At 71.9% G+C, this 26309-nt stretch carries 16 protein-coding genes; 6 read left to right on the top strand and 10 right to left on the bottom strand.

The genetic code is table 11. The features are described 5' to 3' along the window. Positions 1 to 152: 152 nt before the first annotated feature. The 7 genes from WME96_RS25635 to WME96_RS25605 all read right to left on the bottom strand — a co-directional run bounded on the left by WME96_RS25635 (position 153) and on the right by WME96_RS25605 (position 13449). Positions 153 to 4112, bottom strand: coding sequence for a protein kinase domain-containing protein (locus tag WME96_RS25635; protein ID WP_437284222.1), 3960 nt, complete (start codon positions 4110 to 4112; stop codon positions 153 to 155). A 182-nt stretch (positions 4113 to 4294) separates the two neighbouring features. Continuing rightward, on the bottom strand, positions 4295 to 5497 hold the full coding sequence (locus WME96_RS25630; protein WP_437284221.1) for a cytochrome P450 family protein: 1203 nt from the start codon (positions 5495 to 5497) through the stop codon (positions 4295 to 4297). Positions 5498 to 5764: 267 nt separating this feature from the next. Continuing rightward, positions 5765 to 6415 (bottom strand): response regulator, encoded by a 651-nt coding sequence (locus WME96_RS25625; RefSeq protein ID WP_437284220.1) that lies wholly within the window; start codon positions 6413 to 6415, stop codon positions 5765 to 5767. Between the two features lie 174 nt (positions 6416 to 6589). Continuing rightward, the gene (locus WME96_RS25620; RefSeq protein ID WP_437284219.1) at positions 6590 to 8203 is read right to left on the bottom strand and encodes an amino acid permease; all 1614 of its coding nucleotides are present in this window, start codon (positions 8201 to 8203) and stop codon (positions 6590 to 6592) included. Further along, positions 8196 to 11924 carry an urea carboxylase gene (uca, locus tag WME96_RS25615; protein WP_437284218.1) on the bottom strand — a complete coding sequence of 1243 codons (3729 nt, stop codon included), beginning with the start codon at positions 11922 to 11924 and terminating at the stop codon, positions 8196 to 8198. Before uca ends, WME96_RS25620 begins: the two co-directional genes overlap by 8 nt. Further along, on the bottom strand, positions 11921 to 12604 hold the full coding sequence (locus WME96_RS25610) for an urea amidolyase associated protein UAAP2 (protein ID WP_437284217.1): 684 nt from the start codon (positions 12602 to 12604) through the stop codon (positions 11921 to 11923). Before WME96_RS25610 ends, uca begins: the two co-directional genes overlap by 4 nt. Further along, the gene (locus tag WME96_RS25605) at positions 12601 to 13449 is read right to left on the bottom strand and encodes an urea amidolyase associated protein UAAP1 (RefSeq protein WP_437284216.1); all 849 of its coding nucleotides are present in this window, start codon (positions 13447 to 13449) and stop codon (positions 12601 to 12603) included. The genes WME96_RS25610 and WME96_RS25605 overlap by 4 nt, the downstream gene beginning before the upstream one ends. Positions 13450 to 13807: 358 nt before the next feature. On the opposite strand from WME96_RS25605, the gene WME96_RS25600 reads away from it, so the two are divergent. The 5 genes from WME96_RS25600 to WME96_RS25580 all read left to right on the top strand — a co-directional run bounded on the left by WME96_RS25600 (position 13808) and on the right by WME96_RS25580 (position 20488). Beyond that, the gene (locus WME96_RS25600; RefSeq protein ID WP_437284215.1) at positions 13808 to 14623 is read left to right on the top strand and encodes a TetR/AcrR family transcriptional regulator; all 816 of its coding nucleotides are present in this window, start codon (positions 13808 to 13810) and stop codon (positions 14621 to 14623) included. Positions 14624 to 14879: 256 nt separating this feature from the next. Beyond that, entirely contained in the window at positions 14880 to 15125 is a 246-nt protein-coding gene (locus tag WME96_RS25595; protein ID WP_437284214.1) for a hypothetical protein, read from the top strand. Beyond that, complete coding sequence (locus WME96_RS25590; protein ID WP_437284213.1) at positions 15122 to 15523, top strand: PIN domain-containing protein; 402 nt, start codon at positions 15122 to 15124, stop codon at positions 15521 to 15523. The genes WME96_RS25595 and WME96_RS25590 overlap by 4 nt, the downstream gene beginning before the upstream one ends. 419 nt (positions 15524 to 15942) lie before the next feature. Next, positions 15943 to 17022, top strand: a complete 1080-nt coding sequence (locus WME96_RS25585) for a glycosyl hydrolase 53 family protein (protein WP_437284212.1) — start codon at positions 15943 to 15945, stop codon at positions 17020 to 17022. A 307-nt stretch (positions 17023 to 17329) separates the two neighbouring features. Next, entirely contained in the window at positions 17330 to 20488 is a 3159-nt protein-coding gene (locus WME96_RS25580) for a hybrid sensor histidine kinase/response regulator (RefSeq protein ID WP_437284211.1), read from the top strand. Between the two features lie 24 nt (positions 20489 to 20512). Here the strand turns inward: WME96_RS25580 and WME96_RS25575 are convergent, their stop codons facing one another. Further along, positions 20513 to 22639, bottom strand: a complete 2127-nt coding sequence (locus WME96_RS25575) for a cytochrome-c peroxidase (protein ID WP_437284210.1) — start codon at positions 22637 to 22639, stop codon at positions 20513 to 20515. A 679-nt stretch (positions 22640 to 23318) separates the two neighbouring features. Next, positions 23319 to 23930, bottom strand: coding sequence for a peroxiredoxin-like family protein (locus WME96_RS25570; protein ID WP_437284209.1), 612 nt, complete (start codon positions 23928 to 23930; stop codon positions 23319 to 23321). Positions 23931 to 23986: 56 nt separating this feature from the next. Here WME96_RS25570 and WME96_RS25565 point away from each other — a divergent pair, with 56 nt between their 5' ends. Beyond that, positions 23987 to 24637: a TetR/AcrR family transcriptional regulator gene (locus WME96_RS25565; protein ID WP_437284208.1), complete on the top strand. Its 651-nt coding sequence runs from the start codon at positions 23987 to 23989 to the stop codon at positions 24635 to 24637. 63 nt (positions 24638 to 24700) lie between these two features. Here the strand turns inward: WME96_RS25565 and WME96_RS25560 are convergent, their stop codons facing one another. Continuing rightward, the gene (locus WME96_RS25560; RefSeq protein WP_437284207.1) at positions 24701 to 26002 is read right to left on the bottom strand and encodes a cation:proton antiporter; all 1302 of its coding nucleotides are present in this window, start codon (positions 26000 to 26002) and stop codon (positions 24701 to 24703) included. Positions 26003 to 26309: the final 307 nt, after the last annotated feature.

Raw genomic sequence — 26309 nt, 5'->3', positions numbered from 1 at the left:
ATGCCCGAGCCGACCCTGGTTGGCAGCGCGGACCGACCCGACCGCCCCCACCCAGCTTGGCGGCAGCCGGGCAAGCGACCGGGGTGGGGTGGGTAGGGGACCCGAACCGATCCAGGTACGCGGCGGTGGCCATCAGATATCGAACCGGGGAGTCACCTGTCCGCCACGCCCCACGCCTCCGCGAGCGCGCGGATGCGCGCATGCTCCGGCACGCCTTCGAGGAAGCTGCGCCGCAGAGGGGGTGACTCGATGGCGTCCGCCTCGGCGTGCAGCTGATTGAAGGCCGTGGCGAGCGCTGCCCTGGCCGCGACCTCATCGCCGCAGGCGTCGAGCGCCTCGGCCCAGGCGAGGTGCACGAGCGCTTCATCCTCATCGAGGCCTCCGACGCGCGTCACGATCTCGATCGCTGCACGCGCCGCCGCGAGCGCCTCGAGGGCGCGCCCTTCTCGGAGCAGCGCGTGGGCGAGGGTGGCTTGCGCGATGGACTGCGTTGCGGGGTACGCCCGCGTCTCATCGATCGCTGTGGTTGCCTGCGCGCACGCCTGTGCGAGGTCCCCAAGGTCGAGCAGCGCTTGCGCGAGCAGCACTCGAGCTTGGCCCAGTTGCCGGCGATTGCCGACCGCTCGCGCATCCTCGATGACCCGGGCTGCCATCGTCCTGGTCGCGGCGCTCTGCCCCCGCGCCACGTCGAGCTGCCCTAGATAGATGGTGGCCGCATTGGCCACATAGGGAAGGTCGAGCTGGATCGCGACGCGCTTCGCCTCTTTGAGCGTCGACTCTGCCGGTTCGTAAGCACCGAGTCGCCTCTGCGCCACGCCGAGCAACAAGCGCGTCAGGCATGCGTCTCGCAGCGCGCCATCGCGCTCGTAGGCCTCCCATGCAGCCTCGGAGAAGCGCAGGACAAGTTCGAGTTGGCGGGGCGGAAAGCACGCTGCAGCGCCCTTCGTCAGGTAGATGTGCCCCGCCAGGCCGGGCTCCAGATGCTCGGGCTGCACCCCATCCATGACGCGCTCGAGGATCATGGCCGCGGCGTGGCGCCCGAGATCGCGCAGCCATGTGGCGGCGCTGTACCACGCCAGGAGGAAATCCCGGTCGAGCGCCGCGTCCTTCCGGTCGAGCGGCAGCGACGACGCCACCGCCTCGAGCTGCTCCACCTTCCCGAGCGCTCCGCTCGCCCAGGCGAGCATCGCCAGCGCGGCGTAGGGAGCCTTGCCCTCGGCGGGCGCCAGGGCCACCGCCGCCTTCGCCGCGCGCTCCGCCTCGGCGAACGTACCCCGCCAGTTGTGCACGGTCGCCGCGAGCGCGTGGAGCCGCCCCGCGGCCTCGTCTTCCGGCGCGCAGGCGAACGCCCGTTCCACCCGGGCGAGCGCGCCCTCGAGATCGCTCGCCTCGAGCGCCTGCTCTGCCGCGCGCTCGTAGCACCGCGCTGCCGCCGCGCGCGCCTCGCCGTGCTCGAAATGCTCGGCCAGCACCAGCGCGTCGCGCTCGCCGGCCTCCTCCAGCCATGCGCCGGCGAGCCGGTGGCCGAGCCGCCGATCGACCTCGGTCAGCATGCTGTAGGCCGCCTCGCGCACGAGCCCATGCCCGAAGGCGAACTCCTCCTCGCCGACGAACCGTGGTTCGGGACGCCGCACGATCCATTCGCGTCGCTCCAGCTCCGCGAGGCGCGCGCCGAGCGCCGCGCCTTCCGCCTGTCCGAGCCCCAGCAGGCGCGCCGCCGCGCCCTGCCAGAACACCTCGCCGAGCACGCTGCCAGCGCGCAGCAGCCGCCGCTCCTCGGCGTCGAGATCCTTGAACCTCGCCTGCACCATCGCCAGCACCGTCTCCGGCGCCTCGCGCGCGTCTCGCCCCTCGACGGTCGCGCGCACGAGCTCCTCGACGAAGAACGGATTGCCCGCCGCGCGCTGGACGATCGCCGTCACGTGATCGTCGTCGGGACGATCGCCCAATGCCGCCCTCACCATTCGCTCGCAGGCACGGCGAGGCAGCTCGGGCAGCCCGATCTCCATCGCGCCCCGATCGGCCCAGAGGGCGGGGAAGGTCACCCGGATCTCCGGCCGCGCCAGGGCGAGCACCATCAGCGCCCGCTCCCCGAGCAGGCGCAGCGCCGCGTCGACGCATTGCACGGTCGGGAGGTCCCCCCAGTGCAGGTCTTCCAGCACGAGCACCACCGGGCCTGCTCGGCACTCGGCGTCGATGAAGTCCACCCACGCCCGGCGGACCTGGTCGCCCATGAGCAGCGGATCGCGCCGCGCCGCGCGGAGCTGCACGCGCGCCTCGTCCGGGAAGGGTGTGCCGACCATTTCGCCCAGGAACTCGGTCACCCGCTCGCGGAGGGCCGGCTCCACATGCCGGGCCACGCGCGCCGCGAGCTGCTCGCGGCGGCGCTCGAGGGGCTCGCCGTCGACGAGGTGCGCTGCGCGGCGCACAACCTGTCCGAGCAAGTCGAGGGGGGCTCCCACGCGCGCCGGATCCGCCTGCGCGACCCAGATCGTGACCGGCTCGGCGCGCGCCCTGAGGCGCCGCACGAGCTCCAGGCGCAGGCGCGACTTGCCCATCCCCGCTGCCCCCATGACGACCGCCGCCCGCGCGCAGGGCTCGCCGGCGCATTCGTCGAACAGGTCCTCCAGGGCGCGCAGCTCCCGGTCGCGCCCCACGAACGGGGTGGGCTTACCGAGCAGCGTGCGCGCCTCATCGAACGGGTCACGCTCACCGAGGACCGCGTGCGCCCGAGGCCCCCGCGCGATCTCGAATCCCGGCCCGAGGAGGTCGGCCGTGACAGCATCCACGAGCACCGGGGCCTGCGCTTCCGTCGCGGTGTTGCCATCGCCGGGCGGACCAGCGTCGATATCGACGAGCAGCGCGGACGCGCGGTCGATGATCGGGCCGACAGGCTGCCCACCTTCCAGCGAATCCCAGCCGGTCGCGACAGCCAGGCGGGCGCCAGGCAACAGCTTCTGCAGCGCGAGACCACAGCGTACGGCACGCGCGGCGAGATCGGTCGGCGGTACCGCGTCGATGAGGATCGCGGCGAACCCGCCGTCCTGCAGCGGCTCGAGGCGAGCGCCGTGCTCTGCCGCCGCGCGGCGCAGGTCGGGCACGAGCGGCGTCGGCCCTGTCGGCATCACAGCCCTCCGGCTCACGTCGAGCGTGGCGATCTCGGCGCACCCCGCGGAGGTCGTGGCGGGCACGGTCCGGTCCTCCCCCCTCGCCAGGACCACGCTGACGAGCCCTCGCTCGCGGCGCGTCAGCGCGGGTGCAGGCAGCGCGGCGACCGCCGGATCGGGCGAGCGCACGGCGAGCGCGCTCGCCGCCACGGCCGCGTTCTCCGGCCGGCCTTCGCGATCCTTGGTCATCAGCCACGCCGTGAGCAGGTCGGCGGTCTCGGGCACCTCGGCGCGCAGCGCGCTCGGCCGGGGCGCGTCCTCGAAGAGCACCTTCACGAGCACGGCGAACGTGTGCTCGGCCCAGAAGGGTTGCTGGCCGGTGAGGCACTCGAACAGGATGCACCCGAGCGCGTACACGTCTGCGCGCGCGTCGATGTCCAGCTCGCCGCGAACCTGCTCGGGTGCCATGTAGGCCGGCGTGCCGAGGGCCACGCCGGGCTCGGTGAGCCCGCCGGTCACCGCCGCGTCGCGCGCAATCCCGAAATCGAGGATCTTCACCTGGTCGAGCCGGCCGCCTTGCAGGAACAGGTTCGCCGGCTTCAGATCGCGGTGGATCACGCCGCGCGCATGCACGAGCGACAGCGCCTCGGCCACGCGGTGGACGAGCGTGAGCCCCTCCTCGACGCCGAGCGGCCCGCGGGCGAGCCTCGCGGCAAGGTCCTCGCCCTCGAGCCACTCCATGGCGAGGTAGTGCTGCCCCTGGTCCGAGGTGCCGTGGGCGACGAGGCGCGGGATCGCCGGGTGCTGCAGCTCGGCCAGGAGCCGTGCCTCCCGCTGAAAGCGCGCGACGAGCTGCGCGTCCGAGCTCCTCAGGAGCTTGAGCGCGACCAGCGCACCGTCCTGGCGATCCCGCGCTCGGTAGACATCGCCCATGCCCCCGCTGCCGGCGATTCGCTCGGGCTCGAACCGGCCGCCGACGAGTTTCTGCGGACCCGCGCTGTGCACACCGGGATAGTAACGCTGCCGCCGTCCGGCACACATGGTGAGATTTGAGGCACGTGGCGACGACGCGGCGCCTCATCGTCTTGAACGAGCCGAGCGGGCTCATGGCACGAACGCGCGATGACCACCGCGTTTTCGCTCGAGGGCCTCGACCCTCTGACTGCCGGAGTCTCGCGACGTGGACTTCAGAATGATACCGGCAGCGCGGCAGGCCCGCGCACGATGAGGCTCGGCCTTATCTGGATCGCCTCCGGCGCCACCTTGAGCGCCAGGTTCGGCATCCGGCGCAGGATCGTCCCGATGGCGATCTGCCCCTCGAGCCGCGCGAGCGGCGCGCCCAGGCAGTAATGGACACCCAGGCCGAACGCGATATGCCGGTTCGGCTCGCGCGCGAGGTCGAGCGTTTCCGGCGACGGCGTGAGCTCCGGGTCGCGGTTCGCCGACCCGAGCACGACGACGACCACGTCCCCCTTCGGGATCACCGCGCCCCCGAGCTCCACGTCCTCCCTCGCGAACCGGAACGTCGCCGTCTCGACCGGGCTATCGTAGCGCAGCAGCTCCTCGATCGCCGACCTCATGAGCGACGGATCCGCCCGCAGCTTCTCTCGCTCGGCCGGGTGCGTGAGCAGCGCGAGGATGCCGTTCGCGATGAGGTTCACCGTCGTCTCGTGCCCCGCGACGAGCAGCAGGAACACCATCGAGAGCAGCTCCTTCTCGTCGAGCTTGCCGGCGCCCTCCTCCTCCACATGAACGAGCGCGCTCAGCAGATCTTCCCTCGGGGCCCTGCGGCGCTCTTCCACCATGGCGAGGAGGTAATCCTTGAACTCCTTGATCATCCCCCCCATGCGCTCGACCCTCTCCCGGGTCGGCACCCCGCCGACGATCGCGTCCGACCACGCCCGGATCCGGTGCCTGTCCTCGACGGGGACGCCCAGCATCTCGGCGATGACGATGATGGGCAGCGGGAACGCGTAGTCGGCGACGGCATCCATCTCCCCTCGCTCCTGCACGTCGTCCAGGAGGCTGTCGGCGATGGCCTGGATACGGCCTCGCAGCCCCTCGACAAGCCGCGGCGTGAACGCCTTGTTCACGATCGCCCGGAGCCGCGTGTGGTCCGGCGGATCCATGTTGAGCATGTGCCGCTCGAGCAGCATGCGCTCCTTGTCCATGCCGAACAGGTCCACCCCGATGGCTCTCCAGTCCTTCACGAGGCGCTCGTCCTTCAGCGCGGCCACGCAGTCCTCGTAGCGGGTGACGAGCCAGAGGACCCGCCCGTCCGGCAGCGTCGTGCGGTGCACGGGCTCCTCCGCTCGGAGGCGGGCGTAGATGGAGTACGCATTCGACTTGAACTCAGGGCTCGCGAGGTTCACCGGCTCTATCGTGGGCATGGTCCCTTTCCTTTCTGGTTCTCGGCGGTCGACAGGAACAAAGGATATGTCGCCGGCCCCCGCCTTTATTCCTTGGTCGGTCGGGCTCGTGCTTCGGCCGACGGGCTCGTGACTGGCCAGGAAGCCGCCGCGCGGCGCACCTGCGCCCTGGTAAGATCATGGCTCGCCGGCGCGAGCGCGGACATGCCCCGAGCGGACCGCCGTCTACCCTGGAGACGGCCCCTGGGACGCTCAGTCGGCCTGCGCCGGCGCGCCGGCGCGCGAGCGCTATTCGCTCCTGAGCCAGCCCTGCTGCAGCGCGTAGCGGACGGTGTCCGCGCGGCTCTTCAGGCCGAGCTTCTCCATCGCCCGCACCTTGTAGGTCTCGACCGTGCGCGCGCTCAGGTCGAGGCGGGCGGCGATCTCCTTGATGGCGTGCCCCTCGGCGACCATCCGGATCACCTCGGCCTCACGCTCGCTCAGATCGGAGCCCGCGCCGGCGTCCCCTGTCGTCCGGCCGGCGACGGTCGACAGGACGTGCGCCGCCATCGCCGGGTCGAGGTACACGCCCCCCTCGGCCACGGCGTGGATGGCGCGGACAAGGTCCGCGGCCCTCGCCATCTTGATCACGTACCCCGAGGCCCCGGCCTGCAGGATCGGCTGCACGTTCGTCTTGTCCTCGTAGCCCGTCAGGGCCACCACCTGGACCGCCGGGCGCGCCTTCTTGATGCGCGCGGTCGCCTCCGCCCCGCCGAGCTTCGGCATGGAGATGTCCATCAACACGATGTCCGGCTCTAGCTGCGTGACGGCCTCGACCGCCGAGAGCCCGTCCGCCGCCTCGCCGACGACGGTCATGTCAGGTTGCGCGTCGATCAACGCCTTCAGCCCGTCGCGCACGATCGGGTGATCGTCGACCACGAAGATGCGGAGCTTGGTCATGCGCTGCCTCCATCCGGACCGACCGCTCGCCGGCACGCGAGCCCCTGGAGCGGAGTGTGGGATGCGCGTGTCGGGCCAGCCTCCGGGATCACGGGCGCCACCCTAGCATGGTCTCGCCGGGGCCCGCGCAGGGCGGAGCCCTGGGCACGGGCTCCCCTGCCCGTGGACCACGCATTACGTCAGGAGGTCGATCTGTGCCGGTCGCGCCTCACGCTCCGCGAGGACGCCCTGGTCTCCGCGCGGCGCCTGCGCCACGCCGCGCGGCCGCTGCATCGCGACGAACAGCCCGAGCCCGGCGACCGTCGCGCCGGCGACGCCGATCAGCGGGAAGTACTCCAGCCACGCCGGCCCGCCGCCGTCGTGCCGCGGCCACGCGATGTTGGCGATGAGCGCGACCCCCCACGCCACGGCGGCCATGTTCAGCGCGAGCCCGGCGCGCCCGAGCGAGAACACCCCGGCCGCGGCCCCGGAGCGGCCGGGCCACCCGCGCAGCCGGCGGGCGAGCATGCCCGCCGTCACGAGCAGGTACGACAGGTTCACGAGGAGCACGGCCGTCTCCGTGATGAGCACGAAGAGCTGCGCCTCGCCGTAGTTCACGACGAGCATGCCGCACGCGAGCGCGCCCACCACGATGGCCGGGGCGACGGGCGTCTTCGTGCGCGCCGACACGCGCGACAGGGCGGCCGCGCACGGGAGCGCGCCGTCCCGCGCCATCGAGAAGGCCAGGCGCGACGCGCCGGTCTGGATCGCCAGCGTGCAGACGCACACGGCCAGCGCCACGTCGACAAGGAACACCTTGCCCAGCGTCGGGCCGAGCGCGCTGACGACCACGTAGGCCAGGCCCTCGGTGGCGAGGCGCCCGTCCGTGAGGCTCGGCGCCGCCATGAGCGCCGCCAGGATGAGCAGCGCGCCGCCGATCCCGGACGCGACGATCGCCTTCAGGATCGCCCGCGGGATGATCCGCCGCGGGTTCTGGGTCTCCTCGGCCAGCGCCCCCGCCGAGTCGAAGCCGTACAGCACGTACGCCGGCATGAGCGCGGCCGCGAGCAGCCCGGCCGCCCCCGTCCCCAGCGACGACGGCGGCCCGTAGACGGGCTCGAGCACCACGCCCGGACCCCGCACCGCGTGCAGGAACAGCGCCGCGATCAGCAGGACGACGCCGCCGAGCTCCGCCATCACGCCGATGTCGTTGACGTAGGCCATGGCCTTCACGCCGGCCATGTTGATCGCCGTGGTCAGCACGATGAGCCCCGCGCCGAGCAGCACCGCGTTCGCGGCGCCGTCGCGCGACGTGAGCGACGGGTCGCCTCCAAGGAACTGGAACCCGCTCCAGACGCTCGGCAAGATCGCCTGGAGCGCGATGGCCGCCGCCGCGACGCTCACGACGTCGCCGAGGAGCTTCAGCCACCCCGCGAGCCACCCGGGGTAGCCGGCCGAGACGCGGCGGCCCCACTGGTACACCGAGCCGGCCACGGGGTAGTGCGAGCCCACCTCGGCGAGGTTGAGCGCGACCGCGAGCTGGCCGAGGAAGACCACCGGCCACGTCCAGAAGAACCGGGTGCCGCCGAAGGCGTACCCGATCACGAAGAGCTGGAAGACGGTCGTGAGGATCGAGACGTACGAGAAGCCCGCCGCGAAGGCCGACAGGCTGCCCAGGTCCCGCCGCAGCTCCTGGCGGTAGCCCAGCCGGGCGAGGTCCTCGGCGTCGCTGCCGCTCTCCTCCGTGACGCCCGCGAGGCCCGCGTCGCAGCCCCGTTGCGGGGCCCCTGTCGAGATCGCGTCACGCATCGGCCGACACCCCCACGAGCGCCTGGCCCGCGCTGACCATCTGGCCCGGGCGGCAGCCGATCCAGTCGACCGCGCCGGCCACGTCCGCCACCACGGCGAACTCCATCTTCATCGCCTCGAGCACGGCCACGCGCTGGCCCGCCTCGACGCGCTGCCCGGGCTCCACGTCGACCTTCCACACGCACGCGGTGAGCGGCGCCGCCACCGGCAGCATCCCGGCCGGCATCGCGTCCTCGGCGGCGGACGACGCGCCCTCGAGGCGCGCGCCCGCGCGGCGCACGCGGTCGAACTCGCCGTCCGCCTCCCAGCGCCCGCGCTCCGCGTCGAACGCCGCCCGCTGCCGCGCCTGGGCCGCGCGGATGCCCTCCGCGTTGTCGTCGAGGAAGCGGTGGTGCGCGCCCAGGTCGAACGTGGTCTCCTCGATGCGCACCTCGCCGCGCCCGGCCACCATGTCGGCCCGCAGCTCGAGCAGCTCCTCCGGCGACACGAGGTGGAAGCGGAGCTGGTCGAAGAACCGCAGGAGCCACGGCGCCTCGCGCGTCGTCTGCCGGAACGGCCGGTGGCGGCTCCAGACCGGCACGGTGCGGCCGAGGAACTGGTACCCGCCCGGCCCCTCCATCCCGTAGATGCACAGGTACGCCCCGCCGATGCCGACGGCGTTCTCGGGCGTCCACGTGCGCGCCGGGTTGTACTTGGTCGTGACCATCCGGTGGCGCGGGTCGATCGGCGTCGCGACCGGCGCGCCGAGGTACACGTCGCCGAGGCCGAGCACGAGGTAGCTCGCCGCGAGGAAGATCTCCTGGACGGCCGCGATGTCCGGCAGCCCGTTCACCCGGCGGATGAACTCCAGGTTGCTCGGGCACCAGGGCGCGTCGTCGCGGACGGCGCGCTCGTAGCGCGCGATCGCCTCGCGCGTGGCCGGGTCGTCCCAGCTCAGCGGCATGTGGACGACGCGGCTCGGGATGCGGACCTCCGTCGGGGCGGGCAGGTCGGCCTCGACCTCGCGGAGCAGGTCGAGCGCCCTCGGCACGGTGAGCTTCGCCCCGTCGACGTGCACCTGGAGCGAGCGGATCCCGGGGGTCAGGTCGACCACGCCGGGCACGCGCAGCTCCTCGAGCCGCGTCATGAGCAGGTGCGCGCGCACGCGCAGGTCGATGTCGAGCACCGGGGGGCCGAACTCGACGAGCACGTAGCGGTCGCCGCTCTGCCGGAAGACGACAGCGGGCCGGTCGTCGCGCGCCGGCACGCGCCCGAGCACCGGCTCGCCGCGCGGCCGCCGCGGCGCGCCCGCCGCCGCGGGCGGCGCGTGGTGCGCCGAGGAGCCGTTCGCGCCGCTCGCGGCGCCGTTCGTCCCGTTCGTCCCGTTCGCCTTGCCCGCGAGCCCGCGCCGCGCCACGAGCGCGTCGCTCCGCTGCGCCAGCGCGTCGGCCTCGGCGGCCACGATCGACCGGAACCGCACCTTGTCCCCGGCGCTGAGCTGGCCGAGCTTCCACCGCTCGGCCGCAGCGACCGTCAGCGGACAGACGAACCCGCCCAGGCTCGGGCCGTCCGGGCCGAGGATGACGGGCATGTCGCCGGTGAGGTCGACAGCGCCGATGCCGTACGCGTTGTCGTGCAGGTTCGACGGGTGCAGCCCCGCCTCGCCGCCGTCGGTGCGCGCCCACCGCGGCGCGGGCCCCACGAGCCGCACGCCCGTGCGCGCGGAGTGGTAGTGGACCTCCCACTCGGCCTCGTAGAGCTGCTCGATCCCCTCGCTCGTGAGGAAATCCGGCGCCCCGTGCGGCCCGTCGAGCACCGCGAGCTCCCACGACCTGCCGATCTCCGGCCGCGCCTCGGCCGGCAGCGGGCCCGGGTCGATCGCGGCGTCGACGTCCTCGCCGAGCCGCAGCACGTCGCCGGGGCGCAGCGGCCTCCCGGCGTGGCCGCCGAAGCCGCCGAGGGTGAACGTGGCGCGGCTGCCGAGGTGCGCCGGCACGTCGATGCCGCCGCGCAGCAGCAGGTACGCGCGCGCGCCCGGCCCCCGCACCGGCCCGCAGGCCACGGTGGAGCCCGGCGCGACCTCGACCGGCGTCCACGGCGCGACCTCGGCCCCGTCGACCAGCACGCGCATCGCGGCGCCCGCGACGCACAGCACCGCGCGCCGGTGGAACACCAGCGTGGGCCCGTGCACCTCGCACTCGAGCCCCGCCGCGCCCGCCGGGTTGCCCACGACGCGGTTGCCGAGGCGGAACGACAGGTCGTCCATGGGCCCGCTCGGCGGCACGCCCACCGACCACAGCCCGAGCCGCCCGGGCCAGTCCTGCACGGTCACCGCGCCCGGCGCCGCGGTCACCTCGACCGTCGGCGGCCGGAACGGCAGCGCCGCGAACGTGCCCGTGTGGTGCCGGACCCCGCGGAAGTCCGGGTGGTCGAGCGCGACGGCGACCCACTCCCGGTTCGTCTCGATCCCGCCGAGCCGCGTCTCCCCGACGGCCTCGCGCAGCGCCGCGACGGCCTCGGCCCGGTCCGCGCCGTGCACGAGCAGCTTGGCCAGCAGCGGGTCGTAGAGCGCGGACACCTCGGTGCCGGTCTCGACCCATCCGTCGACACGCACACGCCCGCGCCCGCCCCCGCCCTCGGGATACCGCACCTCGGTGAGCAGCCCCGCGCTCGGCAGGAACCCGCGCGCCGGGTCCTCGGCGTAGAGCCGGGCCTCGAGCGCGTGGCCGCGCAGCGCCGGGTCGCCGTCCGCGAAGAACGCCGTGTCGCCCGCGGCGATGCGCAGCATCCATTCCACGAGGTCGACGCCGGTGCAGAGCTCGGTGACGCCGTGCTCGACCTGGAGGCGCGTGTTGACCTCGAGGAAGTAGTGCTCCGCGCGCGCGGGATCGACCAGGAACTCGACCGTGCCCACGTTGCGGTAGGCGACCTTCGCCGCGAGCGCGCGGGCCGACTCCGTGAGCGCGGCGCGCAGCCTCGGCGGCAGGTCGGGCGCGGGCGCCTCCTCGATGACCTTCTGGTTGCGGCGCTGCACCGAGCAGTCGCGGTCGCCGAGGACGAGGACGTTCCCGCGGCCGTCGCCGGCGATCTGGACCTCCACGTGCCGGGGCGCCGCGAGGAAGCGCTCGAGGAAGACCTCGCCCGATCCGAAGTTCGCGCGGGCGAGGCGCTGGACGCGCTCGAACGCCGCCGGGAGCTCCGCCGGCCCGTCGCAGCGGGCCATGCCGATGCCGCCGCCGCCCGCGCTCGCCTTGAGCAGCACGGGGTAGCCGATGGCCGCGGCCTCGGCCGCCGCGTGGTCCGCGTCGCGCAGCACGCCGGTGCCCGGCAGGAGCGGCACGCCCGCCTCGACGGCGATCTGCCGTGCCCGGTGCTTGCTCCCGAACGCCTCCATCTGGGCCGGCGTCGGCCCGATGAACACGACGCCAGCGCCCTCCACCGCGCGGGCGAAGTCCTCGGATTCGCTCAGGAATCCGTAACCCGGGTGCACGGCGTCAGCGCCGGCGCGGCGGGCGGCGTCGACCACGGCGTCGATGCGCAGGTAGCTCTCGGCGGGCGTCTGTCCGCCGAGGCGGACGGCGTGGTCGGCGAGGCGCACGTGGAGCGCGGCGCGGTCGGCGTCGGAGAACACGGCGACCGACTCGATGCCGAGGCGCCGGAGGGTGCGGATGATCCGGCACGCGATCTCGCCGCGGTTCGCGACGAGGACGCGCCGGAACGGCGGGGCGGCGGCCGCGCTCATGGCCGCACCACCACCGCGCGGATCGGCGTCGGGTTGAAGGCGTTGCAGGGGTTGTTGATCTGCGGGCAGTTCGAGACGAGCAGCAGCAGATCGAGCTCGGCCCTGAGGTCGACGTGCTTCCCGGGCGCGGACAGGCCGTCGACGATGCCGAGGGTGCCGTCGGCCTCGACGGGCACGTTCATGAACCAGTTGATGTTGCCGACGAGGTCGCGCTTGCCGAGGCCGTACGGCGCCGCGGCCATGAGGAAGTTCTCGACGCAGGCGTGCTGGTGCTTGGTGTGGTGGCCGTAGCGGACGGTGTTCGACTCGCACGAGCAGGCGCCGCCCGAGGTGTCGTGGCGGCCGCAGGTGTCGCCGGTGATCGTCATCATCACGCGGCCACGGTTCGAGCGGAGCTGCGCGCCGGTGGTGAGGAAGATGTTGCGCTGCGCGACGATCGTGTCGGCGGCGCTGTAGCGCTCGGCGGTGTCGGCGAGCACGTAGGCGAGGAAGTCGACGGCCTGGTTGCCCTCGAGGTCGATGACGCGCAGGACCTCGCCGGCGCGGACGACCTTGGCCCACGGCGCGCGCGCCGGGACGACCTCGTCGGAGACGACGGAGCCGGGCAGTCCGGCGAGGGCGGGGTCGCGCAGGGCGGCGACCGGTTTGTTGTAGCTGGCGGTGGGGACGGCGGGGATCATCGGGCACCTCCGTTGCGGAGGCCGAGGGCGAGCTCCTCGGCGGTGTTCTCGAAGGCGCGGCGCGCCTCGGGCGTGGCGTTGCGCACGGGGTCGTCGGCGGCGGCGGGGCGGCCGCGCCAGGCGGTGAGGCGGACCTTGCCGGCGCGGTAGTCGGGGCGCGGGTCGAGCCGGTGGGGCGTGACGGCGACGCTGACGAGGACGTCCTGCTCGGCGCGGAGGAGCACGTGGGCGCCGGGCCGGGACGCGTCGGGCAGGAAGGTGATGGCGCCGTCGGCCTCGATGCGGACGCCCTTGAAGAGGTTGATGGGCGTGGGCAGGTCCCGCTCGGCGAGGCCGTGCTTGGCGAGGGCGAGCAGGAGCCGCTCGCGGCCGGCGCGGAGGGCGCCGCCGTGGGCGTCGCTGCCGTACCGGGCGGCGATCTCGCCGGGGAGCGAGGCGCCGCAGAAGGTGTCGTGTCGGCCGGCGGTGTCCTCGACGAGGGAGGCGAGGACGCGCCCCATGTCCGAGAGGAGCAGGTATCCGGGGCCGGGATAGGCCTGCCACTGGAGCTTCACGGTGTCGGCGAGACAGAGCCGCTCGATGGGGCGGTCGGCCCGGTGGAGCAGGAGGGCGACGCAGGTGTCGCCCTCGATATCGACGAGCCGGAGCCGGCTGCCGGCCGGGAGGGTGCGCGCGGCGTAGCCGCCGGCGCCGAGGGTCTCGTCCCAGAGGACGTCGCGCGCTTCCACGCCCGCGGGCGGGTCGCTGATCGACGTGCTGGGCACCGTCGGTTGCGTCTCGACGACGCTGCCTTCCTGAGCGCGCGCGTGCTCGCGCGCGGCGTACGTTGTAGCCGTTTCAGACATCGCCCGCCTCACTTTCGATAGAGAATCGAAACTGCTGGGCGAACTATCCGGGGACCGGGTTTCCGGTCTGTTTCCCGGGGGTAAAATGCAAGGCGCGCGCGTTTTTTCCCGGCCGCGCGGGCGCGGGGCTCGGCCACGTCGGAGGGGGGCGACCTGATCGAGAGAGTCGCCGGGACACCAGGGGAGCCAGGAGCAGAAGTTTCCTGTCTCCAGGTTCCCCTGGCGTCCTTGGCATCCTGACGGTTTGTACTATTCCCGTCCGAGCGCTGCGCTGGCGCGGATGGCGTGAGGTCGCGAGCGCGGCGCGGATCGACGAGCGCGACGGCGTGACTGCCAGCCTGGAAGACGATGAAGGACGATGAAGACCGAGAGGCCCCCTCAGAAGATCGCTGGACGGCGGAGCGCCGAAGAGGGGCAGAGCGCCGAAGAGGGGCAGAGCGCCGGGGAGGGGCAGAGCGCCGGGGGCGGGCCGCGCCGCATGGGCCGGCCGCGCAAGAAGCCGCAGCGGAGCGCGCTCGCGCCGCGCGAGCAGATCCTGGAGGTGGCGGGCCGGCTGTTCGCGGAGCGCGGGGTCGTCGAGGTGTCGATGCTCGAGATCGCCGAGACCGCCGGGCTGCGGCAGTCGTCGCTGTACTACTGGTTCCGGCGCAAGGAGCTGATCGTCGCGGAGATCTTGCAGCAGGTGAACCGGCTGCCGCTCTCGTATGCGGAGCGGCTCGAGGCTAGCGGCGAGGCGGCGGACGTGCAGCTCTGGCGGTTCGTGCGCTTCGACGTGCAGACGGTGTGCGGCTTCCCGCTGGAGATCACGGAGGTGCACCGCTTCAGCGAGCGGGATCCGGCGGCGTTCGCGACGTACTGGGCCGAGCGGCGCGCGCTGACCGAGGCCGTGGCGGCGATGGTCGGGCGCGGGGTGGGGGAGGGGACGTTCCGCGCGGTGGACGCCTACCTGTGCGCGCTGACGGTGCTGGCCCAGGACGAGAGCGTGCAGAACTGGTATCGCCCCGAGGGGGCAGGGCGCGTCCACCCGCTCGCCGCCAGCGATGGCGCCGCGCTCGGGTACCGGCCGGAGCAGATCGCGGAGCTCGTCGCGGACCAGACGGTCGGCGGCCTGCTGGCGCTGCCGTCGCGGCTCGCGGCGCTGCGGCAGATGGCGTCTGGAGAAGAGGGCTGTTGACCCGCTGAGGAGGTTCGGCTGGAAAGGTCGGGCCAGTTGGGCCGACGGCGAAGCCGCTGCGTGGACGGTGTCCGGCGGCGTCAGCGCCCACATCGTCGCGGGAGCGCGGCAAGCACGAGCGAGACCTCCACGGGAGTTGCAGAGCTGGCCATCACGTCGAGGGCCGCTCCGGGCAGCCACCCGAACGGGCGGGCGCGAGCCTGGCGTGGAACGCGGGGCTGGGCGAAGGCGGGGGAAGGGGGCATGATGAGGAACGATGAACGCCATCAAGGTCGAAACCACGATTGACGAAGCCGTGGCCCGCGCGATCCCGGCGCTGCGCCCGCTCCTCGGGAAGCACGTCGAGCTCATCGCGCTCGATGCAGCGTCCGCGCAGGCGCCGGAGCACAGGTTGACGGTCGACGAGCTCCTGGCCTCGCGCATCAAGCTGCCGCCGGGGGGTGGCCCCCTTTCCCAGGAGGACATCGAGCGGGCCATTGCTGAAGGAGCGCTCGGGCGATGAAGTCCTTTGACACGAACGTCGCCGTTCGCCTCCTTGTCGAGGACGATCCGGCACAGTGCGAGCGGGCCGTGCGCGCCTTCCGACAGGCTGTCGCGGACGGGGGCGTGTTCCTCTCGGCGACCGTCCTGGTCGAGGTTGCCTGGGTCCTTCGAGTCGCCTGCAAGCAAGATCGCGCCACCATCGCGGCAGCGCTTCGCAAGCTGGTTGGTACCGCAGGGGTGACGGTCGAACATGACGCGATCGTCCGTCGAGCGATTGCCGCCTTCGAGGCGGGACCAGCCGACTTTTCCGACTATTTCATCCGCGAGTCGTCCCGCGAAGCGAGCGCCCTCCCGGTGCTGACTTTCGATGAGCGCTTCGCACGTGGTGCGGATGTGGAGCTGGTGCCGGAGATGTGACGTCGCACGCTCGACCGAGGTAAAGCTGCGACGAGCTTGCTCGCAAGACGCGCCCACGCGCGGCAGAAGCCGTCGTTCGGCCGACACACCATCACGACCGTCGAGCGCCGCGCCGCGCCGTCGACGAGCGGGGCGATCGCCGCATGACGCTGGCGGTCGGGCTCGGGTATGATGGTGGCATGATGGCCACGATTCGCTCCACCGTATCCTCCTGCGCCGCGATTGGTGCGCTATGCATCCCACTTTTTCTCTGTCACTGCACCGGACCAAGCTCGGAGGCAGGTGATGCCACCAGCGCTGGTCAGGGGGGAGCCACCTCGGGGGGAGGCGGCGGCAGCGCGACGGCCGGGAGCGCGAGCGGGGGAAGCGTATCCGTCGCGACGAGCTCGTCCTCTTCGACTTCTTCCACGTCGGCGGGTATGGGCGGCTCCGGGACGGGCGGGATGGGCGGCATGCCGGTGTTCGAGCCCAGCTTCATCCTGGGCGCTGATATCTCCAGCGTCCAGGAGGCGGTCGATGACGGCGCGACGTACACGGACACGGACGGAAACGAAAAAGGGATGCTCGCGCTGCTGAAGAATCATGGATTCAACTACATCCGGCTCCGGACGTTCGTGGACCCAGGCGCTACCTACGGATATGCCTTCGGGACCGGCGGTGATTGCGCGAAGGATGAGACCTACTGCGACAAGGACCACACGATCGAGTTCGGCAAGCAGATCAAGGCCGCGGGCATGGGGTTCCTGCTCGACTTCCATTACAGCGACACCTGGGCCGATCCTGGCAAACAGATCATCCCCGAGGCCTGGCGGGATGCCCGATCGATCGACGAGCTGACGGGCCTCCTGAAGGCCTACACCAGGGACGTCGTCGGCGCGCTCGTCAGCGCGGGCGCGCGACCGGACATGGTGCAGATCGGCAACGAGATCACGCCGGGCATGCTCATCCACGTGCCGTCCGCGAGCACGGACTGCTGGGGCAACGATTCGGTCGTCAATCCGGGAGGCCTCACGGGGCGAGCGACGAACCAGAACTGGGACAACCTGGCCGCCCTGCTCAAGGCGGGCATCGACGGGGTCAAGGAGGTCGATGACACCATCAAGATCATGCTGCACGTCGAGAACACCGAGGACGTCAACGGCGTCACGTGGTGGGTCAACAGCGCAAGGACGCGAGGCGTCTCGTTCGATGTCCTCGGGCTCTCCTGCTATACGGCATTTCAGGGTGAGCCTGAAGTATGGGAGAACACGTTCAACACCCTGGCCGAGACCTTTCCGGATCTGTCGTTCGCGATCGCGGAGTACAACCCGGAGCGCACGAAGGCCAATCAGATCATGCGCGACCTGCCGGACGGCCGAGGGCTCGGGACGTTCTTCTGGGAGCCGACGCAGAGCGGTTCATGGGGCTCGTCCCTCTTCACGTCGCAGGGCGGCACGTACAGGGCCAACGGCGACGACTTCGCGGAGTTCGACGCGATCAAGGCGAGCTTCGGCCTGTAGCAGGGTGGTGACGCTCCGTCTGGCCACGGACAGCCAGACGTCTGGCCACGGACGGCCAGACGTCTGGCCGTACCAGGCGGGCGGAGACATGGCCGCGGTGCACGGCGCGCCTGTCTGCTCGGCTCGCTCCAGGCTGCCCGATCTCCATTTCACCAAGGCCGCTCAAGTTGCCTGTCATTCCGTGGACCTCATCCTGAGGAACACACGCCGCGGCGCTTGCAGCATGCGCTGAAGACCGACAGAAGATCCCGATGCCCATCGCCGATCCCTGGCCTGTCGGTCGAACCCGACGGCCCGAAGGAGAGACGTGCTGAAGGCGACGCCGCAGCGTCCTGGCAGCGGGCTCGCCCGCGGGGCGGCGAGCCCTCTCCTGCCCGAGACCTTCACGGCGGACGACTGCCGCGAGGGCGGGACGGTCGCGGGCGAGCTTCGGTTGAAGGCGGCCCTGCTGGATCAGGTCAGTGAGGTGGCCTTCGCCTGGGAGCTCGGCGGGACGGGCGGGATCGTGTACTTCGGCCCTGGAGCCGAGCGGCTCTACGGCTTCTCGGCGCGCGACGCCATCGGTCGGTCGAGCCACGAGCTCCTGTCCACCGTGTTCCCGGTGCCGCTCGCGTACATCGAAGGGGCGCTCGAGCGCGAAGGCTGCTGGGCGGGCGAGCTCCAGCACACGGCCCGCGACGGCCGGAAGATCCTGCTCGAGAGCCGGATGCGGCTCGTCGAGGGGATCGACCGTCGGCCGCTCGTCCTGGAGACGGGTCGCGACATCACCGTGCGCCGGCGCGCCCAGGAGGGTCTGCGCCAGGGCGAGGAGCGGCTGCGGCTGGCCCTCGCGGGCGGCCAGCTCGGCATCTGGGAGTGGGACGTGCCGAGCGGACACGTCTTCTGGTCGCGTGAGGCGTTCGAGCTCGTCGGCGTCAGCGAGGCGCAGCTCGGCAGCAGCGTGGACGGCTTCCTGCGGCTGCTGCACCCCGACGACAGGGACGCTGTCTGGGCCCAGGTCGAGAGCACGCTGCGCGGCGAGACGGACTACTCCTGCGAGTTCCGCATCCTCGACGCCAGCGGGCGCGAGCGCTGGGTCCACAGCCGCGGGCTGGTGCAGCGGGACCGCGACGGGCGGCCGCTCCGGATGACGGGCGTGCTCGGAGACATCACCTCCCGGAAGCGCGCGGAGCTGGCCTTGCGCGAGAGCGAGGCGCGCTTCCGCAACATGGCGGATCACTCTCCCGTCATGATCTGGGTCACGGGCTCCGACGGGGCCTGCACGTACACCAACCGGGCCTGGCTGGACTTCACGGGGCAGCCCGAGCCGGCCGCCCTCGGCCTTGGTTGGCTCGATGCGGTCCACCCCGAGGATCGGCCGGCGGCGGCGGAGGCCTTCGTGCACGCCAGCGCGCGGGGCGAGGCCTACAGGATGGATTTCCGCGTGCGGCGAGCCGACGGCGCCTACCGCTGGTGCGTCGACTCGGCCTCTCCGCGGCTCGGCCCGCGGGGCGAGTACCTCGGCTACATCGGCTCGATCATCGACTTCACCGAGCGAAAGAACGCGGAGCTCCTGCTGCAAGAGAGCGAGGAGCGGCTCCGACGCGCCGTGATGGCGGCCCCGTTCCCGATGATGATCCACGCCGAGGACGGGCAGATCATCATCGTGAACCGCGCGTGGCTCGACCTCAGCGGGTACACCCGCGAGCAGATCCCCACCATCAACGCGTGGACCGCGAGGGCCCACGGCTCGCGGCAGGGCGCCGCCCTCACCGCGATCGATGCCGTCTATGGCCTGGAGGGCAAGCCGGTCGAGAACGAGTTCAACGTCACCACGGCGAGCGGCGCTCAGCGCACGTGGGTGTTCAGCGGCGCGCCGCTGGGGAGGGACGCGGCGGGCAGGCGGCTCGTCATCAGCGCTGCCCACGACATCACGGAGAGGAAGCGGAGCGACGACGCGCTCCGCGAGAGCGAGGCGCGGTTCCGGGAGCTCGCCGACGCGATGCCGCAGATCGTGTGGACGGCCGGCCCCGACGGCAGCATGGATTACGGGAACCGCCAGTGGCGCGAGCGCACCGGAACGAAGGAGGGCGAAGCCCTCGGTGAGGGCTGGCTCTCTTTCCTCCACGAGGACGATCGCCAGAGGTCCCTGGCCGCGTGGCACCGAGCGGTCGTGACCGGCGAGCCCTACGAGGTCGAATACCGCTTCGGGGACGCCGCCGGCCGCGAGCACCGCTGGTACCTGGTCCGCGCCGCGCCCGTCCGCGGGCCGGAGGGCGACATCCTGCGGTGGTATGGCACCTGCACGGATATCCACGATCAGAAATGCGCGGAGGCGTCGCTGAAGGAGGCAGACCAGCGCAAGGACGAGTTCCTGGCGATGCTCGCGCACGAGCTGCGCAATCCGCTCGGGCCCATCCGCAATGCGGTCGAGATCCTGCGGCGCGTCGCCGGGCAGCTACCGCCGCTCACGCGGGCGTGCGGCGTGATCGATCGGCAGGTGTCGCACATGGCGCGGCTCGTGGACGACCTGCTCGACGTCTCGCGCGTGGCGCGCGGGAGGATCCCGCTGCGCAAGGAGCGCTGCGACCTGGCGAGGCTGCTCCGGCAGACCGCCGAGGACTACCGCAGCACGCTCGAGGCGAGCGGCCTGTCGCTCGATCTGGAGCTGCCGGACGGGCCGGTCTGGGTCTCCGGCGATCCCACCCGGCTCTCGCAGGCGGTCAGCAACGTGCTGCACAACGCCAACAAGTTCACCGACGCCGGCGGCCGGGTGACGGTCACGCTCTCGACGACGGCGGAGGGCGCCGCGGCCATCCGTATCCGCGACACAGGCATCGGCATGGATCCGGCGATGCTGGCGCGCATGTTCGAGCCGTTCAGCCAGGCCGACCGGAGCCTGGACCGCAGCCAGGGCGGGCTAGGTCTGGGGCTGGCGCTCGTCCAGGGCCTGGTCGAGCTCCACGGCGGCGCAGTCTCGGCCGAGAGCGCCGGCATCGGTCGAGGGACGGAGATCGTCCTCCGTCTTCCGCTCTCGCGTGGGCCGGAGTCGCCCCCGGAGCGCGCCGCGCCGCCGCCGGGCGTCGACCCGAGGTCGCTGCGCGTCCTGATCATCGAGGACAACGAGGACGCCGCCGAGACGTTGCAGGCGCTGCTCACCATGGACGGCTATCGGGTCGAGGTCGCCCTGTCCGGCCGCGCCGGTGTGGAAGCGGCCCGCGCGTTCCGGCCGGAGGTCGTCCTGTGTGACATCGGTCTGCCCGGCGGCATGGATGGATACGGTGTGGCGCGGGCCTTGAAAGAGCTGAGAGAGAGCGCGAAGGAGAGCGCGGGCGTCTCGCCCTCGCTGATGATCGCGATGACCGGCTATGGCCAGGAGGCGGATCGGCGGCGGGCGCGGGAGGCTGGCTTCGACATGCACCTGATCAAGCCGATCGAGCCGAGCTCTCTGCAGGAGATCCTGGCCACGTTCACGATGCACGCGTGAGGCGGCCGGCGGCGCGCGCGACGCTCAGAGCGGGTTGAACGGCTCGAGCGGGGGGAGGTCCTTCGCGCTGCGCCCCGCGGCGCCGACCGCCGGGATCTCCTTGATCTTCTCGCGCGCGCGGCCGGTGCCGTCGTCGACGATGGTCCACTCGTTCCAGAAGTGGCCGTCGGCCACGAAGAGCTGTGGGTGATCGAACGGCGCCTGCTCGAACCGGACCCGCTCGTCCGTGAGCGTCTCAAGGAACGCCACGAGCGCCTTCGCCTCGCCGTCCGTCAACCCGAGCGGCGCGATGTCCGGATCGAGGTTCGTCGGGTTGGGATCGAGCCCGGTGGTGTCGCCGCCCTCCCGGTCGCGCCGGTTGCCGCCTCGGTTGTAGAACTCGACGACCTGCTCGAGCGTCAGCGCGCTGCCGTTGTGGAAATAGGGGCCTGTCAGCGCGACGTTCCGGAGCGTCGGGACCTTGAAGGCGCCGTCGACCGCGTCGCGCTCGCGCGGGTCGATCGGCGAGCCTGGATCGATCTCGAACGACGCCGGGTCGACGCGGAAGGGATCCGGCACGTCGTGGCCCGCGGCGAGGAGCTTCCCTTGCCGCGTGAACGAGAGCGGAGCGCCGGACGGGTCCACGCCCCCGAGGCCCACGTCCTCCTCGGTCGGCCGGACGCCGATGTTGTAAAAGCCGCTGTCGTAGAGCGCGGGGCGGCCGTCCGCCATCAGCATGCGCTCGACCAACCCGCCCTCCTCGGCCTCGTCCCGCAGGTGGGTGGCGGCTCCGGTGAGCTCGGGGCCATGATGGCAGTTGATGCATTTGCCCTTGCCCTGGAAGATCGCGAGCCCCGCGCGCTCCTCGTCGCTCAGGGCGGCGCTGTCCCCTTCGGCGAAGCGATCGAACCGGGTGTCGTCGGACACGAGCGTGGCCTCGTAGAGCTGGATGGCGACACCCCAGAACAGCGAGAAGTTCGCTTCCACGAGGGGCCGGTCGTCGACGCGGTGGTCCGGGGACCAGTACGCGTCCTCGAAGGCCGCTTCGATGAGCTCACGATACGACGGCGCGAGCCCCTGTCCGCTCGGGTGACGGAGCGCGCCGAGGACGCTGTCCGTGGGATCCACGCCCTGGCCGGCGAGCGGCCTGAGTCGCAGGAGCTTCTTGCCGATGTCCGGGAACGTCCTCCCCTCGCACGACATCTCGAAGGGGCTGAGCGGCGGGCCGACCGCCTGCGAGGCGAGGCTCGCGCTGTCCAGGTCGACCCTCTCGCGGACCAGGACGCCGTCGCGCGCGGCGTGGACGGCGGCGTCCGGGTCTCGCCTGCCGAAGGAGTTCACCCCGTTGAAATGGTTGTTCGCGCGTCCGTCCCAGAAATTGCGGAAGTTGAACGCCGCATTGATGACCGTGGGCGTGTGCCGCGGCTCGACGCGGCGCACGTTCGCGCCCTGCACCTGGAAGACGTCCGGCAGCAGCGTGCAGTCGTCCTTGTCGCTCCCGGGTACGATGGCGTTGAAGCGGGCGCTGAACACCCCCTGCGAAGACACGATGTCGTCGGTCTCGAAGAGGATGTCCGACCCGCGGTCCCCCGGGTCGGCGAGGCGGAAGAGCGGCCAGTCGCTCGCCTGGAGGGCGAAGTTCGGTCCACCCCGCGCGCCCGACGCCAGGGCGTCGAACCGCTCGCGCCGCTCGGGGTCCAGGTGGAGGAGCCCGGGGCTGAGCTGGTTTCTCTTGCGGTGATCGGCGCCGGCGTGGAAGTGGCATGTCGCGCACGCCACACCGTCGCTGCCCGCCTGCATATCCCAGAAGAACGCTTTCCCGAGCGCGACGGCCCTCTCCCTGCTCTTGACGTACCGAGACAGCTCGCGCGGCTCCGGGACGCGGACGCCTCGGAGCGAGCCGATGGTCGGCGGCGGGTCATCCGGCGCGGGCGCGGCGCCGTCGCCCGGCGAATACGACGGCGGCGGCTCGCCGGGCCCGGGCGCGACGGGCGGTGACGGTTCGACGGGGTCGAGCGGCGACCTCGGTCCGGGATCCGCGCCTCCTGTGCCCGCGGGCGCGAAGGCCCCGTCCGAGCAGCCGGCGGTCGCCGACAGCCCCATCACGGCGCCGACGAACAGCGCCCCGAGCCCGCCTGTGCGCGGGTCGCCAGAACAAGCCGTAGCGATCACGAGGAAACCTCCTTCGTTGCTGCGCGAGTCGATGATGGGCGACGCGAACCGGCGCCCTCGCGCGGAGCGCGGGCCGCGGGCCTGTTCGCCCGTCCTCGGACGGGTGGATCCCGCGAGCCTCGACGCTCCACGGCGCTCCGCCCGTCGTCGTTCGAGTTCCTTCAGTCCATTCGAGCCTCGGAAAGACGGCGCGTGTCCAGGGCGCGCCGACGCCTCGTCGGATCTCCTGTCGTCCCGCCTCGACCCGGCGTGTCCTCGCGTCGCGAGCGCATCGGCCCGCGCGATGGATCCGGGGACAGGACGGCCTCTATCGAGGGCAGGACGAAGAGGGATGAGCGGACAGGACGTATCCTCTCGTCGTGCCGGCGGCGCCGCGCCGAGCAGGGCCGGCCATGCGCGCCGCCGAAACCCTGACCCATCCGCCGACTCGCGGCAATGTCGTCGAAGCCGCAGCGCGGGCAGGAGCGATTCGAGCGCGGATCACCTGGCGATCGAGGTCATGGCGAGATGGCGAGACTACCCCCTTCGAGGAGGCGCTGAAGGATCGGGAGGGACGCCGCAGGAGCGCTGTTGTCCGCGTCCGCGACGGCGGCGCCGCGCGACCGGCGCAGATCGGAGCGCCGCCGTCCGCGACGGCGGCATGGTCCCGCGGCCGAGAAGGACCTGGCGCTGTCCGCGCTCACGCAGCGATCGAGGCCGCGCTCCTCGCCGTCGTCGAGCTCGCCGTCGCTGTCGCGTGTCGCGCCAGGGTCACCAGATCGTCCACTGACCACTGGTCGTCGACGTGCTCGCCATACTTCACGGCCAGCACCCCACCGTCGCTCGCGATCAGCAGATCGGCCGGCAGCCCGAGCCGGCCGCCGTGCGGATCGCGCGAGGGGAGTCGCTGCCGCCGCGCGATGACCGCCGGCAGGCTGAGCGCGATCGCCCTGACGATCGGCCACCACGCCCGCGGGTCGAGCAGCGCGCGGGGCGCGGACTCGACACCGAACTCGCTGTAAAGCTGCCTGTCCGGATCCGCCACGACGGCGAACGGCAGGCCGGCCACGTGCTCGCGGAGCTCGTCGGCGGGCGAATGGAACAGCACCACCTCGCGAACGCCTGCGGCGCTGATCTCGTCGTGTCGGTGGACGAAGGAGCGCAGGTGCACGTTGCAGACCGGGCAGCCGGCGAAGCGCCGGAACTGCAGATGCGTCAGGAACGCCGGGTCCGGGACGCGCAGCGGAACGCCGGTGACGCTCACGAGCTCGCGTCCGGTCACGACGGCCCCGGGCTTCACCTGTCTGGACATCAGCTCTCCTCCTTTTTTAGGCGTACGTCGTACACCTACCAAAGTATGAGCGTGCGATGTACGCTGTCAAGGCCATGCCGCGCCCGCGCTCTCTTTCCCATCCAGGCATCGCTGCCGCAGCGCTCGCCGTCATCGACCGTGAGGGGCTCGCGGCGCTCTCGATGCGCGCGGTCGCCGGCGAGCTGGGGATGAGCACGATGGCGCTCTACCGGTACGTGAACGATCGCGAGCAGATCGAGCGGCTGGTGGTCGACCTGGTGCTCGGCGCGGTCGACCTGGAGGTGCCGTCGCGCGGCGCATGGAGCGAGCGGGTGACGATCCTCGTCGGACGGGTGCGTGACGCCATCCGCGCGCACCCGTCCGTGGTGCCGCTGACGCTGGCCCATCGGCACAGCTCCGAGGGGGTGCGCCGGTTCGGAGAGGCGCTGCTCGCGGTGCTCACCGAGGCCGGGTTCGCCGGAGCGCGGCGGGTCATCGCGTTTCGCTGCCTGAACAGCTATGTGATCGGCGCGCTGCAGGCCGAGCACCTCGGACCGCTGTCGGGGCCCGGGACCACGCAGCTCGCTGCGCTGTCCGAGGCGGCGTACCCGTTTCTCTCTTCGACGGCTCGTGACGCGCGGCGCGTGCCGCCGGACCAGGAGTTCTTCGGCGGGCTGGCGATCGTGCTGCGCGGCCTCCATGCGGACGAGCAACACGCCGGTTGTTGATGACAGGCAAGCACCGGTGGCCTCAGAGATCACTGGAGGCCGGCGCGCCGTCGTCGCGCCCGATCAGGCGGCTGCCACGGGGAGCCGGTCCTCCGGCTCAGGGGCGGCAGCGGCGGCGATCGTCCGGCGCAGCAAGGGGCCGATCGTCAGGCCCTGCACCACGATGGAGGTGACCACCACGACATAGGTGATCGACAGCACGATCTCGCGCTCGTGGACGAGCGAGCCGTCCGCGAGCTTCGCCGGGATGGAGAGCGCGAGGGCCACCGAGACGCCGCCGCGCAGACCGCCCCACGTCAGGATGCGGATCGCGCCCGGGGTGAAGGGCCGGCGCCTCTTCATGAGGCTCACCGGGAGCGCGACCGCGATGAACCGCGCCAGCAGGACGACCGGAAACGCGAGCAACCCCGCGAGCACGGACTGACCGTTGAAGGCGATGATCAAGAGCTCGAGGCCGATCAGGACGAACAGCACCGCGTTCAGGATCTCGTCCATCAACTCCCAGAAGTCGTCCAGGTGTTCGCGGGTCTTCTCGCTCATCGCGCCGGCGCGCGCTTCGTTCCCGATGAAGAGCCCCGCCACCACCATGGCGATCGGACCGGAGACGTGAAGCGCGTACGCGAGGGCGTACCCGCCCGCCGCGGTCGCCAGCGAGATCAGGACCTCGACCTTGTAGTCGTCGACCTGTCGCAGCATGGCGAGCGCCGCGAAGCCGAGCGCGAGACCGTACAGCACGCCGCCGATCGCCTCCTGGGCGAACAGGAGCGAGAGCCTCTGCAGGTCGAAGCCCGACGTCCCCGACGCGATCTCCAGGAGCCCGATGAACGCCACCACGGCCACGCCGTCGTTGAAGAGCGACTCCCCGGCGATCTTCATCTCGAGCTCCTTGGGCGCCCCCACGTGCTTGAGGACGCCGAGCACCGCGATGGGATCGGTGGGGGAGATCAGCGCGCCGAAGAGCAAGCAGTAGAGCGGCTGGATCTCCACGCCCATCAGCGTCATGAGGCCGTAGGTCATGCCGCCCACCAGCGCCGTGGACATGAGCACACCCCCGGTCGCCAGGACGCCGATGACGAGCCGCTGCTTCTTCAGATCCGCGAGGTTGACGTGCAATGCCGCGGCGAAGAGCAGGAAGCCGAGCATCCCTTGCATCAACGTCTTGTTGAAGTCGATGCCCGAGAGGTGCTCCCGCGCCGACGCCTCCACGGCCGGGAACATCACGCCGATGGCCACCATGGCGATGGATGTGGTCATCGCGATCAGCATCAAGCCGATCGTGGTCGGCAACCTGAGGAACCGATGGTTGAGATAGCTGAAGATCGCAGCGAGCGAGAGCAGGGCCGCTGAGACTTGGAAGAGATCCATGCTCCCACACCTACGGTGCGGCGCGCATCGGCTCGAGCGCGATGCGGCGCCGTCCTGATCGAAGGTTTGACGTCAAAGGTTTATCGGAAGAAGATTCAACCCGTGTCGAAATGTCAAGCGCCAACTGCCTGCGCCGCGACCTGACCCGGGTTGCGGCCGCGGCGGCGCGGTCCACCCCAGGTGGGTCGGGGTCGCTTCCGCCGCCGCCCCGCCCACGTTGCCCGCGCCCAGAAAAAACTCCCCGGGCGTGTCGATCGCGCGCCCCCTCGTTCGTCGTGACGGTGGAGCCAGGGCCCAGCCGGCCGGG

This window comes from Sorangium sp. So ce406 (genome assembly GCF_051474675.1).
Lineage (GTDB): Bacteria > Myxococcota_A > Polyangia > Polyangiales > Polyangiaceae > Sorangium > Sorangium cellulosum_G.
Note: the sequence above shows the minus strand (reverse complement) of the source record. Positions and strands in the feature narration are given on the sequence as shown.